The sequence below is a fragment of the Actinomadura nitritigenes genome, assembly GCF_017573545.1.
Lineage (GTDB): Bacteria > Actinomycetota > Actinomycetes > Streptosporangiales > Streptosporangiaceae > Spirillospora > Spirillospora nitritigenes.
The window spans coordinates 91903-108944 of sequence record NZ_JAGEOK010000011.1 but is presented as its reverse complement, the minus strand read 5'-3'; the positions used below and the strand labels follow the sequence as shown (position 1 = coordinate 108944).

The following is a 17042-nucleotide window of genomic DNA, read 5'->3' as shown; positions in this document are numbered from 1 at the left end:
TCATCACCACGCTCCCCCGGCGCTCACCCGCCGTCCTCCGGTCCGCCGGGATCGGCGAAGGCCGGCAGGCACAGCCGCGCGGCGATGGTCGAGGCGAACCACGCGAAGTAGGGGGCGTCGTGGTCCACCGCGGCCCGCGCCGCCGCGGACCATGCGGGGTCGCGGAGCACGTCCAGATAGCGAGCGAGGAGGTCGTCCCGCTGCCCGGACGCGAGCCCGAAGCGGCCGGGGTCGCCGACCGCCAGGTGATCGCCGATGTGCGCGGCGTGCGAGTAGCGCACCCAGGACGGCCGCTGACCAGCGAGATGTTCGGCATGAGCCGCCAGGACATGGCGAACCGGCGGGTAGCCGTCCCAGGTCATGCCCATGCCCTCGCAGCCGGCCATGATCGCCAGCAGGCGGCCGGTGTGGTCGATGAGCTCGTCGTCCGGCGCGTCACCGGTGATCGCCTCGTGGAGGTGGGCGGCGGTGGCGACACGGCCCGCGAAGTACCCGTTCAGGAAGTCGCCGTCGCACGCTCGCCTCAGCAGCCAGGAGCGGACCTCGGCCCCGGCCCGGCGGCAGAGCGCCTCGACGACGTACACGCGCCCCCAGCCGCCGACGCGTTCGGCGAGCCAGAGGAGGGCGGCGGTGCCGCCCCTCCGGCGTTCGAGCGCGTCGGCGGCCAGGGCCCCGAAGGTGTCGGAGAGCAGGCCGATGGTGCGGACGAGCGGGATGTCCTCCTCCGCCCGGTCCGTCGCCAGCAGTGCCAGGCCGATCAGCACCGAGCAACGGTCCGGGCCGTGCCTGACGAGCCATCGCCCGGTCCGCCGGACGAGCCGCGGATCGGCGCGCAGCGCGGCCGCACTGATGTGCTCGTTGCGGTGGATCGGGACGTCCACCTCGTGGAAGGCCCGGACCAGGTCCTCGGGAGGGGCGTCCGGCCGGGCGAGATACGCGTCGAGGATCGCGGCCGCCGCCCTGCCGCGACCGCGTTGATCCTTCGCGGAACTCCGAGGGCGCCGTCGCCCATGCCGGTCCTCGTCGGGATACGGCATCCCGTCGCGAGGCAGTGGCGCGTCTGGATCCAGCCGGTGAAGGCGGAGGGCGTGATCGTACAGGCTGCACTGGTCTCCGAGCGGTCCCGGCTCGGTGCGCTCGCTCACCGGCGGGCGGAGGACTCGATTCTCTCGATCATGGGTCCCAGAATGGCATGCCCCGGCAAGCCGTTTATCCGAGCGGGCGGCGGACGGCGGTGGCGGCGACGGTGGCGTAGGGCATGGTGAAGGCGCCGCCCAGCGCGTCGATGGCGGCGCCGACGCCGTCCAGCACCTCAGCGACCTGGTCCGCGGAAAGCCGGGTGAGGGTGCCCTGGGTCGGCATCTGGTCCAGCCACTCGTCGCGGGTGTAGGTGCGCTCCCACTCGAAGCGCCACTGTTCGGGGGCGGCGAATCCACCCGCCTCCTCGAACCCGGCGGCGGCCTTGTCGAGCATCGGCTGGTAGGCGTCCAGCCCCTGCCTCGCCGCGCGCCTGGCCGCCTGCATGTCGAACGGCGAGTCCGGCGCCACGCGCTGGTAGGCCGCGGCGAACGCCTCGGTGACCTCGGCCGGCAGCTGGAACACGTGCCAGAACACGGCGAGGCGGCCGCCGGGCCGCAGCACGCGGGCGGCCTTCGCGGCGCCGGCGACCGGGTCGACCCAGTGCCAGGCGGTTCCGGCGACGACCGCGTCGAACGTCCGGCCGGCCGGGTCCCAGTCCTCGATCGTGGCCACCTCGACCTCGACGCCGGTGCCGCGCGCGAACGCGGCCATCCGCGCGTCGGGCTCCACGCCGAGCACCCGGCACCCGGCCGCCTGGAGTTGCCGCGCCTCGATGCCGGTGCCGCAGCCGACGTCGAGGACGTCGCGGCCGGGGCTGTCCGCGACGATCCGCTCGATCAGGGCGTCCGGGTAGCGGGGGCGGGTGCGGTCGTAGCGCTCGGTGTCGGCGCCGAACGACTCGGCCACCTCCCGGTACTGGTGAGGGGCGGGACGCGGGGGCTCCGGCGGTAGAGTGGTCATGCGCCCACTATAAGTGGGCGACCGCCCACTAAGTCAAGGAGAGGTGCACTGTGCCGACCGGGGTGGCCCTGCGGGACGCGCGGCAGCAACTGTTCGACGCGGCCGAGCGCGTCCTGCTCCGCGACGGGCCGAACGCGCTGACCAGCCGTGCCGTCACCACCGAGGCCGGATGCGCCAAGGGCGTGCTGCACCGGCACTTCAGCGACTTCGACACCTTCCTCGCCGAGCTCGTCGAGGACCGCATCGCGCGCGTCCGGGCCCAGGAGGCGGACCTGTGCGAGCGGGCCGGGACCGGGACCGTCGTCGGCAACCTCGCCGAGGCCCTGACCGAGGTGTTCGAGACGGTCGCCGTCGCGATCGTCGCCCTCATCACGTCGCGGGACGAGCTGCGCGCGAAGCTCCGCGCGACCAGGCCGACGGGGGTCCCGCTGGCCACCGAGGCGGTCACCATGATCGCGTCCTATCTCGCCGCCGAACGCGGCCTCGGGCGCATCGCCGCCGACGCCGACGTGGACACCCTCGCGCCGATGCTGGTCGGCGCGGGGCACCTGGTGTTCGCCGACCGGACCGGCCCCCGCCCGAGCCCGGAGGCCGTCCGCAAGGTCGTCGCCACGACCGTCGCCGGGGTCGTCCGCGACCGATGAGGCGCGGCGTCCCGCCTCACGCGGCCGGAGAGAAGGGCGACACCGCAGAACTCAACGAGCCGCGCGGTGACCGAGGCCGCTCACACGCAGGAGCGCCGGGGTGAGGACGAGCAGGGCGGCGGCCAGGGCCGCGATCGCGAGCATCGCTCCGCGCAGTCCCACCGCGTCGGCCCACAGCCCGACGTAGACCGGGCCGAGGAGGAATCCGAGGTAGGACACGGTCGAGACGACGGACGTCGCGCGGCCGCGGCCGGATTCCCGGACGTCGCGGGCGACGATGCCGAGCAGGGTGGGGAACAGCACCGCGGTGCCGGCGGCGGCCACCGCGAGCCCCGCCGCCGCGACGAGCAGCGTGGGCGCCGCCGCGATGAGGGCCGCGCCGATCGCGGCGGCCGTCGCGCCGCCGAGGAGGACGGCGCGGGCATGGGCGGCCCCGAGCCCGCCGATGGCGAACCGGGTGACCGCGACCACTCCGGCGAACACGGCGGGTGCGACGGCGCTCAGCCCGGCGCCCGAATGGAGTTCGTCGTGGGCGAAGACCGCGCTCCAGCTCTCGTGGGCGTTCTCAGCGGCGAATCCGAGCGCGCCCAGCGTCCCGATGAGCACGAACGGGACGAGCCGGGCCCGTCCGGAAGGAGCCGGTTCCGCTTCGGCGACGTGCTCGCGCGCCTGACCGGCGCTCCCGGCCCCCAAGGCTCTGACCAGGGCGGCTCCCGCCGCCAGAGAGACGACGGCCACGGCCGCGAACGGCACCGCGACCGGCAGCGACGCGACCGACCCGGTCGCGAGGCTCGCCAGGACCACGAGGCCCGAGAAGACTCCGTGGGCGCGGGTGATGACGGGACGGCCGGCCGTCCTCTCGGCGCGGCCCGCGACCGCGTTCATGGCCACGTCCGCCGCTCCGCTGGTGGCGCCGACGACGGCGAGCCCGGCGCACAGGGACGCCAGGTTCACCGCGGTCAGCACCATCCCGGCGCCGGCGCAGCCGAGGGCGGCGATGGCCACGCCCGCGATCCTCGGCCCCCATCGATCGAGCGCCCTGCCCATGAGCAGCATCGACGGGAGGGCGCCCGCGCCGACGAACAGCAGCGCGAAGCCGAGCCCGCCGTCGTCGAGCCCGGCCTGCCGCTGCACGCGCGGCACGGAGGCGCCCCACACTCCCCAGAACGCGCCGAACGCCGCGAAGGCCACGATCGCCGCAGCGATCAGGCGGCGAGGCGACCAAGCGGGCGTATCCGACATGTGTGTAACGATACACAGCCTGGTTAGGCTGGTCGCCATGGAATCGTCGGCGGGTTCGAAGCGGGTGACGCTCGCGCAGGTGGCCGAGCTGGCCGGCGTGTCGGTCATGACCGCCTCCTACGCCTACAACCGGCCGGAGCGCGTGTCGGAGCTGGCGCGGTCGAAGGTGCTCGACGCGGCGGCGCGGCTCGGGTACGCCGGTCCCGACCCGAGCGCCCGGTCGCTGCGCCGCGGCAGCACTCGCACGCTCGGCGTCGTCATGGGCGAGCATCTGAGCTACGCCTTCGAGGACCCGGAGGCGGCGTCCTTCCTCGCGGGGATCGCCGACGTCTGCGCCGACCGCGGGTACGGCATGACGATCCTGCCGATCACGGGCGCCGCCGACGACGGCCGGCGGATCGCCGAGGCCGCCGTGGACGGGTTCGTCGTCTGGACCACCTCCGACGACGACCCGGTCCTGTCGGCCGTCCAGGCCGTGAAGCGTCCCGCGGTGGTGCACGGAGGCCCGGCGGTCCCCGGGATCGGGCTGGTGGGCATCGACAACCGCGCGGCGGCCCGCGCGGTCGGCGCGATCGCGTTCGCGGGCGCGGAACGTCCGGCGGTGGTGAGCTTCCCGCTCTCCCGGGACCGGATCAGCACGATCACCACGGGCACCGATCCGGCGGACGTGCTGTTCCCCGTGACGCGCGAGCGGCTGGAGGGCTACCGGCGCGCGGCCGAGGACGCCGGTATCGCCTGGCAGGACGTGACCGTCGCGGTTTGCTCGCGCAACGACGGGGCCGAAGCCGAGCGGCTCGCGGCGGCCCTGCTGGCCTCCCCCGAGCCGCCCGACGCGATCGCCGCGATGAGCGACCAGCAGGCGGCCGGGGTCGTGCACGCGGTCCGCGCGGCCGGCCGCACCGTCCCCGGGGACGTGGCGGTGACCGGGTGGGACGACGCGGCGGTGGCGGCCCGGCTGGGGCTGACGACCGTCGCGCAATCGCTGCGCGAGCAGGGCGCGGCCTGCGCGCGAGCGGCACTGGGCGAGGAACCCGACCCTGAGGCCGCGACGTGGTCCATCGTCCGCCGGACCAGCACCCGCCCTGGAGAGGAGGCGGCGGCGCCCTCCTGAGGGACTGCTTCCGCCTCGCGGTCAGACCACGTCCGCTAAGCGTCGTACCGGCCACGCTTGACGTCCCCGAGGAACAGCGCCCACTCTCCCGTGCTGAAAGCCAGCACAGGCCCTGACGGATCCTTCGAGTCCCGCGCCACTACCCGCTGCGCCATGCCCCCGACCTCGACGCACTCAGTTCCCTGACCGGAGTTATGACTGCTGGTGCGCCACCGCGCTGTGGACGTCTCCTGCCCGCTCACAGGTCGTGAGCACCCCGCTTCACGTCATCTAGGAACGCCCGCCACTCCCCCGGACCGAACGTCAACACCGGTCCGGACGGATCCTTTGAGTCACGTGCAGCAACAGTACGCTTCCACCTCAAGGCTCCCACCTGTACACATGCAGTTCCTGAGCCACCACTGTAACTGCTGGTCCGCCATTTATCGACGCGGACGGTCTGCTCCCTCATAGTTCGGACACTATCCGTTTGATCAGCGCCCTGGAATCTTTTTTGGGCAGAGATGCCTCACGTAGGAGGTCGAAGGTGCGCTTGTAGTGCTCGACGTCCGCGGGCTCGTCCACGTACCAAGTGCGGGTCAAACTGTGTAGAGCGACCACTTCCAGCAATCCCTCCGGACCTACACCCATGATCGTGAAAGCACCGTCCAACCCTGGATGGCTCTCCACTGAGAAAGGGAGGATCCGGAGTTCGATGTGAGGCAGTTCCGCCGTCTCGATCAGCTTGAAGAGTTGGTCGCGCATGACCTGGAGGCCACCCATGCGCTGTCGGAGTGCCGCCTCGCCGAGCACGACGATGATCTCCGGAGGGCAAGCGCGGTAATGAACTTTCTGTCGGTTCATACGGAACCTGACGTCAGTTTCGATCTCTGGCGGCTTGCGTCGGAGCGCTGTACCCGAGCCGCCTATGGCCGCTCGGGCGTAGCCCACGGTCTGCACCAGCCCGTGAACCAGGTAGGGCTCGAAGCCGTAGACGGTCGCCGAGTCGGCTTCGAGGGAGGCGAAGTCGACGACCCCCGGGGCGAGGCGTTCGTCGAAGTCGTGCCACCAGCCGTCCTGGCGGCCCTGGGCGGCGAGGGAGAGGAGCCGGCTGCGGACGAGGTCGTCCGTGACGCCGTAAACGTCCAGAATGTGTTTGAGGTCGCGGGGGCGAATGGCGCGGTGGCCGTTCTCGTAAGCGCTGAGCGATGCCTGCGAGCGGTCGAGGAGTCGGCACGCGGCGGTCTGGGTCAGGCCGAGGCTTTCCCGGAACATGCGCAGCGAGTCGCCGATCTTCCGGCGGCGGTAGGTCTGCCGGTCGTATCCCATGACCCGCACGTTGTCACACTGCGTACATGATCGCCTCGCTCCAGCGAGAAGTTAGAAATATTCGTTCTTCGCACGTTCACCTTCTCTATGGGCGGCCCTTCGAATACCTCTCATCTGCCGGAAGCATCTTGCTGAGACGGTGGGGTGCCGTGACTCTTGCGGGTGTCGAAGAGAGGAAGGAAACGATGGCATCCGGCAAGGCTCGATATGCATGGACGGGCACGGAGAACGGCATGGAGCTTCTGGGGGCGCTCACGCTTCCCGGAGTTGACCGTTCCGTCCCTTATGCTCGGCTTTTTCTGCGGGACACGCTGGTTCCCGGGCACATCTCCCCGGGGTCGGAATTGCTCGCGGACATGGCGCTGGTGGTGGACGAGCTGGCGGCCAACGGCATCCGGCACACCGCGTCCGGGAAGGGCGGGAAGATCACGATCGCGCTGTGGGCGGGACGCGGGGTCCTGCGCGCCGAGGTGACCGATGACGGCGCGGGCGGCGCGCGGCCGGTCGTGCGGAGCGAGCCGGACGGCGAGAGCGGGCGCGGCCTGCACATCGTCGCCGCGCTCGCGCATACGTGGGGCCACCGCCCGGACGGCCCCGGCACGACGGTGTGGGCCGAGTTCCCGGCCGACCGGGGATCGGGGGTCCGCGCGACGGCGGGCGGCCCGCGCCCGCTCACGTGATCGGCGCTTCCGTCAGGACGCGGGGGCCATCACGTCGAACGCCCGGTCGATCAAGTCGGTGCGGTCGGCGGCCCCGTCGCAGCGGAGCCATTCGCGGTTCGCGGCGTCCAGCGCCACTGCGGCGCAGCCGGTGAGCAGGTCGGCCGTGAACGCGTCGAGCCCGGAGTCGGGCCGCTCGCACAGCGCGATGGCGACCCGGTCCCGCATCGCGTCGCGCCGCTGGTTCAGGCGCGCGCGCAACGCCGGGCTGGACTCGATCAGCCGCAGTACCGCCGCATCCCCCTGCGCGGATTGGATTCGCTCTCCCCACTCGCGCAGGACGGCCCGGAGCACCGCCCAGGGCGGCTCTTCCGCCGGGCGCGCGCGGACGGCCTCGGCGACCCGGCCGGCCAGTTCCTCGACGTCACCGAAGACCACGTCCTCCTTGGACGGGAAATAGCGGAAGAAGCTGCGCTTGGAGAGTCCGGCGGCCACCGCGATGTCGTCGACCGTCGTCTCCTCATAGCCGCGTTCGACGAACAGGCGCAGCGCGAGCTCCGCCAGTTCGGCCCGCACCGCGCGCCTCGTCCGTTCCCGCAACCCCGCCCGTTCCGCGTCGTCCATGCACCAAGGATAGTTTCTGGCGTGCAATGTCATACATGTCACTCGGTGACATACGATGCAGGTCACCTGCACGGCGGTGAAGGAGAGCGATGACGATGCACAGCAAGACCGTCCTGGTCACGGGCGGCACGGGAGGGATCGGCAAGGAGACCGCGCGGGCGCTCGTCGCGATGGGCGCGCGGGTCGTCGTGGTCGGGCGCGATCGCGTGCGCGCGGAAGCCGCCGCCCGCGAACTCGGCGGCAACGGCACGGGGGTGAGCAGTGTGACCGCGGATCTGTCGCGTCTCGCCGGACTGCACGCGCTCGCGGACGAGATGAGGGCGCGACACGACCGCCTGGACGTGCTCGTCAACAATCTGGGCGGCGTCGTCGCGCCGCGCACGCTCACCGAAGACGGGGTGGAGGCGACCTTCGCCGTGAACGTCCTCGCACCGTACGCGTTGACCTGCCTGCTCCTGCCCCTCCTGCGCGCCGCCTCTGACGCGCGCGTGGTGAACCTGACCGGCGGGATCCCCGGTGGACCGGTCGACCCGTCCAATCTCGAGGCGGAGAAGCGCTTTGTCGGTTGGACGTTCTCCCAGTACAACCAGGCCAAGACCGCGCTGATGGCGATGAGTCGCCGTTTCGCCGCCCGCGTCGCCGATGAAGGCGTCACCGTCAACGTGGCCTACCCCGGACACGCCTACACCCCGGGCAACCGGGCCATGACCGCCGCCGCGTTCCCCTTCGTCTACCGGCCCCTGGTGCCGTTGCTGCGCTTCCTGGGTCCGCGCCTGATGAACGATATGGCCAGGCCCACCCGTTCCACCGTTCACCTGGCCACCAGCCCGGAGATGCGGAACGTCACCGGCGTCTACGTCAACGCCAAGGCTGAGCGCACGCCCTGGCCCGCGAGCGTCCTCGACGAATCCGTGTGCGACGCCGTCTGGGACCGGTGCGAACGGCACAGCGGCATCGCGCCGTGAACGGCGTCCGAACCGCTCTCAGAGCCAGTTCGTCCGGGTTCTGAGCCATTCGAGGGCGGCGGTGCCCTGGGCGGTCTGGAAGTCGCGGAGGGTGGGCAGGCCGGGCGGTGGTGGGCGGCGGCCGTTCCCGATGAGGAAGCCGGACCAGGCGACGAGGGCGGTCGTCACCGCGTCGGCATCGGCGCGGCGGGCGACCGGGTGGGCGGCGAAGAGGTCCTCGCAGGGCGGGCCGCCCTGCATGCGGACGCTGGGGAGGAAGAGCATCAGGTCGAACCACGGCGCCGCGCGGCACGCCCACGGCCAGTCGACGACGACCACGCGGTCCGGGGTGAGGAGCAGGTTGTCCGCGCGCAGGTCGGCGTGGGCGAGGGTGGTGCCGGAGACGGCTGCGGGCCAGCCGGGCTCGGCGGCGGCGAGGGTCGGGAGGTGCCGCGCCGCCCACAGTTCGAGCCCGGCCAGGTCGTCGTCGCCCCGGCGGTGGGCGGCGAGGAGGTGCCGCCAGCCCTGGAACTCGTCCGCGAAGCGCTCCTCGGCGGGCGGCGCGGGGAGGGGCGCGGGCGTCAGGGTGCGGGCCAGGTCGGCGACGGCGTCCAGGGTGCGGGCCAGCTCGTCGGGGACCCATGGCTGGGCGGGCGGGGTGCCGTCGATGTCCTCGAACAGCAGGACGACCCAGCCGTCGCGGTCGAACGAGCCGAGGAAGGCGGGCGTGGGCGCGTCGTCCGGGAGGGCGGCGGCGATGGCCGCCTCGGCGCGGTGGATGGCGGGGCTGTCGGGGTTCGGCGCCGGGCCGACGGCCTTGACGAACGCGCGGCGGCCGTCGGCGAGGCGGAGGCGGGCGGCGACGCCCGGGGAGAACCCGCCGGGCTGCGTGGCGGCCTCCACCACGCCGCCGCCGAGGTGCTTCTCGACGTCCGCGCGCAGCGCGGCGGGGATCGCCTCCCAGGGCAGGCGGCGACCGGTCGCGGGTGGTGGTGTCATCCGAGCATGCTGCCGAGGACGCCCGGACGGGCGCAACGGCATTTGTTTCTGTCAGGCGGCTCACAACGACCCGCGCGGAAGTTGGCGGCGAGGTTCATTACGCGATCGCCGGGCGTGGGCGACAGTTTCCGGCAACCACCCCGAGGCCGGAGGTCTTCCCATGAGCACGCTCAGTCGCCGTTCGTTCCTGCAGGTGTCCGCCGGAAGCGGGCTGGCCGTCGCGCTGGGCGGGGCGCTCGGGCGCCCAGCGTCGGCGGCGGAGAGGACCGACTACAAGGCGATCGTGGTGGGGTCCGGCTTCGGCGGATCGATCAGCGCGTGCCGCCTCGGCCAGGCCGGCGTGGACACGCTCGTCCTCGAACGCGGGCAGGAATGGGCGACGGACCCGCAGAAGGCGGTCTTCGGGTCGCAGCTGAACTACAGCGAGAAGATGTTCTGGTTCCGCAATTACGCGGACTGGCCGATGGTCCTGCCGTTCCCGATGACGCCCTACGCGGGCGTCATGGAGGTCTCGAACGAGAAGAACCTGAACATCGCGTGCGGCGCGGGGCTCGGCGGCGGATCGCTGGTGTACACGTGCGCGACGGTGGCGCCGCCGCAGAAGTACTTCGAGAAGCTGTTCCCGGCGGACATCACCTATCAGGAGATGGCGTCGACGTGGTATCCGAAGGTGCGGTCGGTGCTGAAGCCGACCGTGATGCCGGACGACGTCTACGGGTCGGCGCCGTTCACGCATTCGCGGGTGTGGGACCAGCACGTCGCGAAGGCCGGCTACACGTCCGAGAAGCTGATGTCGATGTTCAACTGGGACGTCCTGCGCAGCGAACTGGCCGGGACGGTGCGTCCGTCCGCCATCGCGGGCGAGGCCGACTTCGGGTGCAGCGACGGCGCCAAGAACAGCCTGACGGTGAACTACATCCCGGCGGCGAAGGCCACCGGGAAGGTGCGGTTCCAGACGATGAGCGAAGTGAAGTCCATCGGCATCGGGACGGACGGCAGGTACCGGCTGGCCGTCCGGCATCTCGACACCGCGGGCAAGACCCTCGACACCGTCGAGTACACCTGCGACATGCTCTTCCTGTGCGCCGGGACGCTCAACACCAACCGGCTGCTCGTCGCGGCGCGGGAGACGGGCGCGCTGCCCGACCTGGACGCGTCGGTGGGGACGGGGTTCGGCGACAACGGCGACCAGTACGCGGGGTACAGCTACGCGGGCCCGGCGGGGCCGAGCCAGGGCGCGCCGAGCGCGTCCACCGTCTTCGTGGACGGGGAGTTCGAGCTGCCGATGCGGGTGGAGAGCTGGCAGCTCATCGAGGCGCAGGGCCTGCCGATCGTGCAGACACTGGTGATGACCGCCGACCTGGAGAACCGCGCGGCGTTCGGCTACGACAAGGCGAGCGGGACGGTGAAGCTGTCGGACTGGGCGGGCAAGGCGGACGCGGCGGCGAAGTCGGCGACGGACTGGGTGAACAAGGTGATGCACGCCAACTCCGACGCCGTCCCGATCGCGGTGACGTGGCCGGCGACGCTGACCGCGCATCCGCTGGGCGGGTGCGTGCTCGGCACCTCGTCCGACCTGTACGGGCGGGTGAAGGGCTACAAGGGCCTGTACGCGCTGGACGGGTCGATGGTCCCGGGCAGCGTCGGCGGCGCGAATCCGTCGTTCACGATCGCCGCGCTCGCCGAGCGCGGCATCGCCGACATCATCGCCAAGGCCGGCTGACGCCGCCCGGGTCCCCGGTCAGGCGTTCGGCGGCAGCGCCGTGCCGGCGCCGCGGCGGCGGACGGACACCGTCTCGGCGCGGCGGTGCTCCGGCATGCTGGGCGTGTCGGCGCCCTCCACCTCGAAGCCGAGGTCCTCGATCATCTCCAGGTCGGCCTTGCCGGCCTGGCCCTCGCTGGTCAGGTAGTCGCCCAGGAAGATCGAGTTGACGACGTGCAGGGCGAGCGGCTGCAGGCTGCGCAGGTGGATCTCGCGGCCGCCGGCGAGCCGGACCTCCACGTCCGGGTGGACGAACCGGACCATCGCGAGGATGCGCAGGCAGCGCTGCGGGGTGAGCGCCCACCGCTCGGCGAGGGGCGTGCCGTCGAACGGGATCAGGAAGTTGACGGGGACCGAGTCCACGCCGAGGTCCCGGAGCGCGAACGCGACGTCGACGAGGTCCTCGTCGGTCTCCCCCATCCCGGCGATGAGGCCCGAGCACGGGGACAGGCCGGCGTCCTTCGACTTCTGGACGGTGTCCTGCCGGTCGCTGAAGTCGTGGGTGGTGCAGATGTCGCCGTACACGCCCTCGGAGGTGTTGAGGTTGTGGTTGTAGGCGTGCGCGCCGGCCTCGGCGAGGCGCTCGCCCTGGCCGTCGCGGAGCAGGCCGAGGCAGGCGCAGATCTCCACGTCGCCGCGCTCCTTGATCGCGGCGATGGTGTCGGCGACGCGCTCGACGTCGCGGTCGGTGGGGCCGCGGCCGCTGGCGACCAGGCAGACCCGCTTGGCGCCCGCCGCCATCCCGGCGGCGGCCGCGTCGGCGGCCTCCTCGGGCTTCAGCCACGTGTACTTGAGGACGTCGGCCTGGGAGCCGAGCCGCTGCGAGCAGTACGAGCAGTCCTCGGGGCACAGCCCGGACTTGAGGTTGACCAGGTAGTTCAGCTTGACACGGCGGCCGAACCAGTGCCGGCGGACGCGGCCGGCGGCGGCCACCACGTCGAGGATGTCGTCGTCGGACGTCGCCAGCACCGCCAGCGCCTCGTCCCGCGTCGGCGGCTCGCGCCGCAGTCCCTTGCCGGCCAGGGTCTCGAGAAGGCTCATGACAGAGGATCCTCGCAGAAGCGCCCCGCGGTGTTGATGAGCAGGGCCGACAAACCGGACCGATCAGGCTTTGTATCGCAGGACGGAGCAGAGCGCCTCGAGCGCGGCGGGGTACCCGGACCGCAGCGGGGTGCTGTAGCCGACGACGAGGCCGGGCGGGCGCCCGTCCGGCCGCTGCCAGAACTCGCCGAGCGGCTGGAGAGCGAGGCCGCGGGCCGCCGCCCGCGCCATGATCTCGGTCTCGCCGGGGCCGTCGTCCGGGAGCAGGACGAGGGCGTGCAGCCCGGCCGCGACGCCCAGCACCCGCACGTGCGGCGCCCGCCGCCGCAGCGCCGCGACCAGTTCGTCCCGCCGGCGCCGGTAGCGCAGCCGGGCGGCGCGCACGTGCCGGTCGTAGGCGTGGCCGCTGATCAGGTCGGCGAGGACGAGCTGCCCGAGCGACGGGGTGTGCGCGTCGGCGAGGCGCTTGGCCTCCGCGACCGGCTCGACCAGGGCGGCGGGCAGCACCAGCCAGGCCAGCCGCAGCGCCGGTGCGAGGGTCTTGGAGGCGGTGCCCGCGTAGACGACGCGGCCCGGCGCGGTGCCCTGCAGGGAGCCGACGGGCTGGCGGTCGTAGCGGAACTCCCCGTCGTAGTCGTCCTCGACGACGAGCCCGCCGGTGTCGCGCGCCCATGCGGCCGCGGCGCGGCGGCGTTCCGGGGCGAGCGTGGCCCCGGACGGGTACTGGTGCGCCGGGGTCAGCACCGCGGCGCCGGCGTCCACGGGCAGGTCCGTGCGGGCGCCGAGGCCGTCCACCGGCAGCGGGACGACCCGGAGGCCGGCGCGGTCGACGATCATGCGGTGGTACGGATGGCCCGGCTCCTCCATGGCGACCGCGGACGTCCCGGCGTCGCCGAGGACGCGGGCGAGCAGGCCGAGCCCCTGCGCGTACCCGGACGTGATCACGATCCGGCCCGGATCGGCCTCGACGCCCCGGACGCGCCGCAGGTAGCCGGCGAGGGCGTCGCGCAGTTCGGGCCGCCCGCGCGGGTCACTGAGCGCGTGCGCCTCCGGCCCCGCCGCGGTCAGCACGCGGCGCGTCGAGCGCAGCCAGGCCGACGCGGGGAAGGTGCCGAGGTCGGGACGGCCGGGCCGCAGGTCGTGCGCGACCGTTCCGGCGGTCGCCCACGAACCGGCCCAGACGGGACCGCCGGGCGGTGCCGGCGCGGGCGCGGGCCTCCCGGGCGCGGGCTGCCCGGTCTCCGCAGAACGGATCTCCGCGGAACGGGTCTCGGCGGAACGGATCTCCTCGGAACGGGTCTCGGCGGAACGGATCTCCTCGGAACGGGTCTCGGCGGAACGGATCTCGGCGACACGGGTCGCGGCGCCCTGGCGGGCCGTCAGGTAGCCCTCGGCGATCAGCTGGTCGTAGGCGGCCGTCACGGTGCCGCGCGAGACGCCGAGCTGGGCGGCGAGGGCGCGCGTCGACGGGACGACCGCGCCCGGCGCGAGGCGCCCGCACCTGATCGCGTCGCGGAGGGCGCGTTCGAGGGCGTCCCGGCGCCCGCCGGCCGGGCCGAGCTCCAGGTGCAGGTCGACGCTCGAACTGGTCCAGTCTTCCGCCATGGAACTGGATCTTAAGGTTGGTCCGGTCGCCGCCTAGATTCGCGGCATGATCACTTTCGCGCAGCTCAGCGACACCCATCTCGACGGCGGGGAACGCGCCGGCGAACGCGCCCGCCGCGTCATGCGCCACCTGGACGGCCTGCCGCTCGACGCCGTCCTCGTCACCGGGGACGTCGCCGACCACGGCGCGCCCGCCGAGTACGAGGAGGCCCGGGAGGTCCTCCGGTCTCCGCACCCCGTGCTGACCTGCCCCGGCAACCACGACCGGCGGGAGGCGTTCCGGAAGGTGCTGCTCGGCGAGGAGCCGTCCGGCGGGCCCGTCGACCGGGTGCACGAGGTCGGGGGCGCGGTCTTCGCCATGTGCGACTCGTCCGTCCCCGGGGAGGACCACGGGTACCTCGCCGACGAGACGCTCGGCTGGCTGGACGGCGTGCTCGGCGACCGTCCCGGCGCCCCGGCGTTCGTCTGCCTCCACCATCCGCCGGTGACGCTCGGCGTCCCGTACGTGGACGGGATCCGGCTGTTCGGGGAGGACCGGCTCGCCGCCGTGCTCGACCGGCACCCGCAGGTGGTGGCCGTGCTGTGCGGGCACGCGCACACGGCCGCGGCCACCACGTTCGCCGGGCGGCCGCTGCTGGTGGCGCCGGGGGTCGTCTCCACGATCCGGCTCCCCGGGCAGGCCGGCGCCGTCGCCGACCACGAGGCGCCGCCCGGCGTCGCGTTCCACACGCTGGACGACGAGCGGCGCCTCACGACCCACTACCGGGCGGTCACCGGTGGGTCGTCCACGTCCGCGTGATCTCCTCCGCCGCGTCGCGGACGAGCGACCGGTACCGCTCCACGGCCTCCGGGGTGAAGCGGTGCCGGGGGCCGCAGACGCTGATCGAGCCGTGCACCCCGCCGTCCGGGCCGAACAGCGGCGCGGCGACCGATCCGGCGTCGGCCTGCCGCTCCCCCAGCGAGACGCCGACGCCCTCGCGGGCCGTCTCGGCGAGCTGGGCGCGCAGCGCCGCCACGTCGGTGACGGTGCCGGGGGTCAGCGCGGCCAGCGGGCGGGCCAGCAGCGCCTCGCGGCGCTCCTCGGGCAGGAAGGCGAGGATCACCTTGCCCGAGGAGCCCGCGTGCAGCGGGAACCGGCGGCCGACCTCGACGGTCATCTTGACCTCGTGCGGGCTCTCGAACTGGTCGAGGTAGACCCGCTCGTCGGCGACCAGCCCGGACAGCGTCGTCGTCTCGCCGGTCTCGTCGCGCAGCCGGCGCAGCACCGGCGCGGCGGCGTTGCGGACGTTGAACCGGCGCAGCGCGCTGACGCCGAGCGCGACGGCGGCGGGCCCGAGCCGGTACCCGCCGGGGTCGGCCTCCAGCATCTCCCGCGACACCAGCGACCGCAGGATGCGGTGCACGACGGCCTTGGAGATGCCGAGCTCCCGGCTGATCGCGCTGACGCCGAGGTACTGCGGCCCCCCGGCGAACAGCAGCAGCACGTCGGCGACCCGGCCGGCCACCTCGGTGCCGGACGACTGCCGTTCTGCGGTCTGGTTGGTCACCCGATGATCCTAGGGAGCCGTCAGCGGCCGCGCCGCAGGTACTTGCCGACCGGGTCGCCGAGCACCTTCCCGCCGGAGTACACGTGGTTGCCGCGCACGAACGTGTCGGTGACCTTCGCCGTCATCGGGAAGCCCTCGAACGGGGTGTACTCCTGCGTGGACTCGGAGTCGGCGGCGCGGACCGTCCAGGACACGTCCGGGTCGACCAGCGCGATGTCGGCGTCGTAGCCCTCGGCGATGGTCCCCTTGGTGAGCAGGCCGTAGCGGCGGGCCGGGTTCCACGAGGTCAGCCGCGCGACCTGCTGGAGCGGCAGCCCCCGCTTGACGCCCTCGCCGACCAGGCCGGGCAGCAGGTACTCGGCGCCGCCGAACCCGGACTTGGCGAGGAAGACGTCGTCGCGGTCGGCGCCGAACTTCATCTCGTCGCGGCAGCAGGCGTGGTCGCTGACGACCCAGTCGACCTCTCCGGCGAGGACGTGCCGCCAGAGCGCCTCGACGTCCTCGCGGTCGCGCAGCGGCGGGTTGACCTTGCCGCCGAGGCCGTGCGCGGTGTCGACGTCGGCGAGCAGGTGCCCGATGGTGACCTCGCGGCGGAAGTCGATGTGCGGGAACGCCGACGCCATGGTCAGCGCCGCCGACAGCGCCTTCTCCGACGACAGGTGCAGCAGGTTGATGTTCGGCAGGCCCGTCTCGTGCGCGAGGTAGGAGGCGATGGTGACGGCGAGGCCCTCCGAGTGCGGCGGGCGCGAGGCGCTGTAGGCGCGCAGGCCGGTGAGCTCGCCCTCCTTCTCGACCATCTTGGTGTACGCCGTCATGATCTCGGCGGTCTCGCAGTGCAGCGACAGCGAGATGTGGTCGGCGTAGTCGGACAGCTGCTCGCGGGCCTTCTGGATGCCGCGCATGACGAACTCGAAGTGCGCGATGTCGTACCGCTCGTCCGGCGGCGTCATCAGGAACTCGCTCTGGCTGGTGGAGCGGCCGTGCAGCCCGTGGCTTCCGTAGAACATGAAGATCTTGAACGAGGTGACGCCGTGCTCCTCGACGAGGTACGGGATCTCCTCGATGTGCTCGGCCATCATCGGCGCGAGGTGGAACGCGTAGTCGACATAGGCGTTGCCGCTCGCGGCGCTCAGCACCTCGGGGAAGAACTCGCGGTACGGGCCGCCCTTGTTCAGGTAGTACTGCCCGGTCCGCATGTAGGTCAGCGAGGTGGTGACGCCGCCCTGGGCGCTGGCGCGGCTCTCCGAGCGGGTGTCGGCCGCCAGCTCGTTGTAGATGCCCCAGTGCTGGTGCGCGTCCACCACGCCGGGGAACGCCAGCTTGCCGCCGCCGTCGACCACCGTCGCGGCGTCGTCATCGGGGAGACCGGGAGCAAGGCGGACGATGGTGCCGTCGTTGACGGCGATGTCGAGGCGCTCGGGCTCGGCGCCCTCGGGAGCGTCGGGACGGACCACCCGCACGTTCTTCAGCAGCAGCTCGGTCGTGGCCAATTCATCTCTCCTCAGTGTCGTGGGGC

The 17042-nt window shown here is 72.8% G+C and carries 18 protein-coding genes; 6 read left to right on the top strand and 12 right to left on the bottom strand.

The annotated features are described in order from the left end of the window. Positions 1-23: 23 nt before the first annotated feature. Together J4557_RS18535 and J4557_RS18530 are read right to left on the bottom strand one after the other, a co-directional pair. On the bottom strand, positions 24-881 hold the full coding sequence (locus J4557_RS18535) for a hypothetical protein (protein WP_208267970.1): 858 nt from the start codon (positions 879-881) through the stop codon (positions 24-26). Between the two features lie 328 nt (positions 882-1209). Beyond that, entirely contained in the window at positions 1210-2040 is an 831-nt protein-coding gene (locus J4557_RS18530) for a class I SAM-dependent methyltransferase (RefSeq protein ID WP_208267969.1), read from the bottom strand. A gap of 50 nt (positions 2041-2090) precedes the next feature. Between J4557_RS18530 and J4557_RS18525 the strand changes: the two genes are divergently transcribed. Next, positions 2091-2684 carry a TetR/AcrR family transcriptional regulator gene (locus J4557_RS18525; protein WP_208267968.1) on the top strand — a complete coding sequence of 198 codons (594 nt, stop codon included), beginning with the start codon at positions 2091-2093 and terminating at the stop codon, positions 2682-2684. Positions 2685-2735: 51 nt separating this feature from the next. Here J4557_RS18525 and J4557_RS18520 read toward each other — a convergent pair whose 3' ends face one another. Further along, on the bottom strand, positions 2736-3926 hold the full coding sequence (locus J4557_RS18520) for an MFS transporter (RefSeq protein ID WP_208267967.1): 1191 nt from the start codon (positions 3924-3926) through the stop codon (positions 2736-2738). 37 nt (positions 3927-3963) lie between these two features. Here J4557_RS18520 and J4557_RS18515 point away from each other — a divergent pair, with 37 nt between their 5' ends. Further along, positions 3964-5037, top strand: coding sequence for a LacI family DNA-binding transcriptional regulator (locus J4557_RS18515; protein WP_208267966.1), 1074 nt, complete (start codon positions 3964-3966; stop codon positions 5035-5037). A gap of 35 nt (positions 5038-5072) precedes the next feature. Here J4557_RS18515 and J4557_RS49680 read toward each other — a convergent pair whose 3' ends face one another. The 3 genes from J4557_RS49680 to J4557_RS18500 are packed head-to-tail and all read right to left on the bottom strand — an operon-like array spanning position 5073 to position 6345. Continuing rightward, positions 5073-5279 (bottom strand): DUF397 domain-containing protein, encoded by a 207-nt coding sequence (locus tag J4557_RS49680; protein ID WP_208267965.1) that lies wholly within the window; start codon positions 5277-5279, stop codon positions 5073-5075. Next, positions 5276-5488, bottom strand: a complete 213-nt coding sequence (locus J4557_RS18505; RefSeq protein WP_208267964.1) for a DUF397 domain-containing protein — start codon at positions 5486-5488, stop codon at positions 5276-5278. Before J4557_RS18505 ends, J4557_RS49680 begins: the two co-directional genes overlap by 4 nt. After that, the gene (locus J4557_RS18500) at positions 5485-6345 is read right to left on the bottom strand and encodes a helix-turn-helix domain-containing protein (protein WP_208267963.1); all 861 of its coding nucleotides are present in this window, start codon (positions 6343-6345) and stop codon (positions 5485-5487) included. Before J4557_RS18500 ends, J4557_RS18505 begins: the two co-directional genes overlap by 4 nt. Positions 6346-6371: 26 nt before the next feature. On the opposite strand from J4557_RS18500, the gene J4557_RS18495 reads away from it, so the two are divergent. After that, positions 6372-7025 (top strand): ATP-binding protein, encoded by a 654-nt coding sequence (locus J4557_RS18495; protein WP_307799962.1) that lies wholly within the window; start codon positions 6372-6374, stop codon positions 7023-7025. 12 nt (positions 7026-7037) lie between these two features. On the opposite strand, the gene J4557_RS50960 is transcribed toward J4557_RS18495, so the two are convergent. Beyond that, positions 7038-7628: a TetR family transcriptional regulator gene (locus tag J4557_RS50960; protein WP_208267961.1), complete on the bottom strand. Its 591-nt coding sequence runs from the start codon at positions 7626-7628 to the stop codon at positions 7038-7040. Between the two features lie 89 nt (positions 7629-7717). On the opposite strand from J4557_RS50960, the gene J4557_RS18485 reads away from it, so the two are divergent. Further along, entirely contained in the window at positions 7718-8593 is an 876-nt protein-coding gene (locus tag J4557_RS18485) for an SDR family NAD(P)-dependent oxidoreductase (RefSeq protein WP_243775978.1), read from the top strand. Between the two features lie 18 nt (positions 8594-8611). Here the strand turns inward: J4557_RS18485 and J4557_RS18480 are convergent, their stop codons facing one another. Continuing rightward, positions 8612-9571 (bottom strand): phosphotransferase family protein, encoded by a 960-nt coding sequence (locus J4557_RS18480; RefSeq protein ID WP_208267960.1) that lies wholly within the window; start codon positions 9569-9571, stop codon positions 8612-8614. Between the two features lie 160 nt (positions 9572-9731). Here J4557_RS18480 and J4557_RS18475 point away from each other — a divergent pair, with 160 nt between their 5' ends. After that, the gene (locus tag J4557_RS18475) at positions 9732-11294 is read left to right on the top strand and encodes a GMC oxidoreductase (RefSeq protein ID WP_208267959.1); all 1563 of its coding nucleotides are present in this window, start codon (positions 9732-9734) and stop codon (positions 11292-11294) included. Between the two features lie 18 nt (positions 11295-11312). On the opposite strand, the gene bioB is transcribed toward J4557_RS18475, so the two are convergent. Together bioB and pdxR are read right to left on the bottom strand one after the other, a co-directional pair. Beyond that, complete coding sequence (gene bioB, locus J4557_RS18470) at positions 11313-12374, bottom strand: biotin synthase BioB (protein ID WP_208267958.1); 1062 nt, start codon at positions 12372-12374, stop codon at positions 11313-11315. Between the two features lie 63 nt (positions 12375-12437). Further along, on the bottom strand, positions 12438-13979 hold the full coding sequence (gene pdxR / locus J4557_RS18465; RefSeq protein WP_243775977.1) for a MocR-like pyridoxine biosynthesis transcription factor PdxR: 1542 nt from the start codon (positions 13977-13979) through the stop codon (positions 12438-12440). Between the two features lie 46 nt (positions 13980-14025). Between pdxR and J4557_RS18455 the strand changes: the two genes are divergently transcribed. Next, positions 14026-14778, top strand: a complete 753-nt coding sequence (locus tag J4557_RS18455; RefSeq protein ID WP_208267957.1) for a metallophosphoesterase — start codon at positions 14026-14028, stop codon at positions 14776-14778. On the opposite strand, the gene J4557_RS51680 is transcribed toward J4557_RS18455, so the two are convergent. Both J4557_RS51680 and J4557_RS18445 read right to left on the bottom strand, forming a co-directional pair. After that, a complete protein-coding gene (locus J4557_RS51680) occupies positions 14750-15526 on the bottom strand; it encodes an IclR family transcriptional regulator (RefSeq protein ID WP_208267956.1) in 777 nt (258 codons plus the stop codon). The two genes, J4557_RS18455 and J4557_RS51680, sit on opposite strands and share 29 nt — an antisense overlap. 20 nt (positions 15527-15546) lie before the next feature. Then, positions 15547-17016 carry a dihydroorotase gene (locus J4557_RS18445; protein ID WP_208267955.1) on the bottom strand — a complete coding sequence of 490 codons (1470 nt, stop codon included), beginning with the start codon at positions 17014-17016 and terminating at the stop codon, positions 15547-15549. Between the last annotated feature and the right edge of the window lie 26 nt (positions 17017-17042).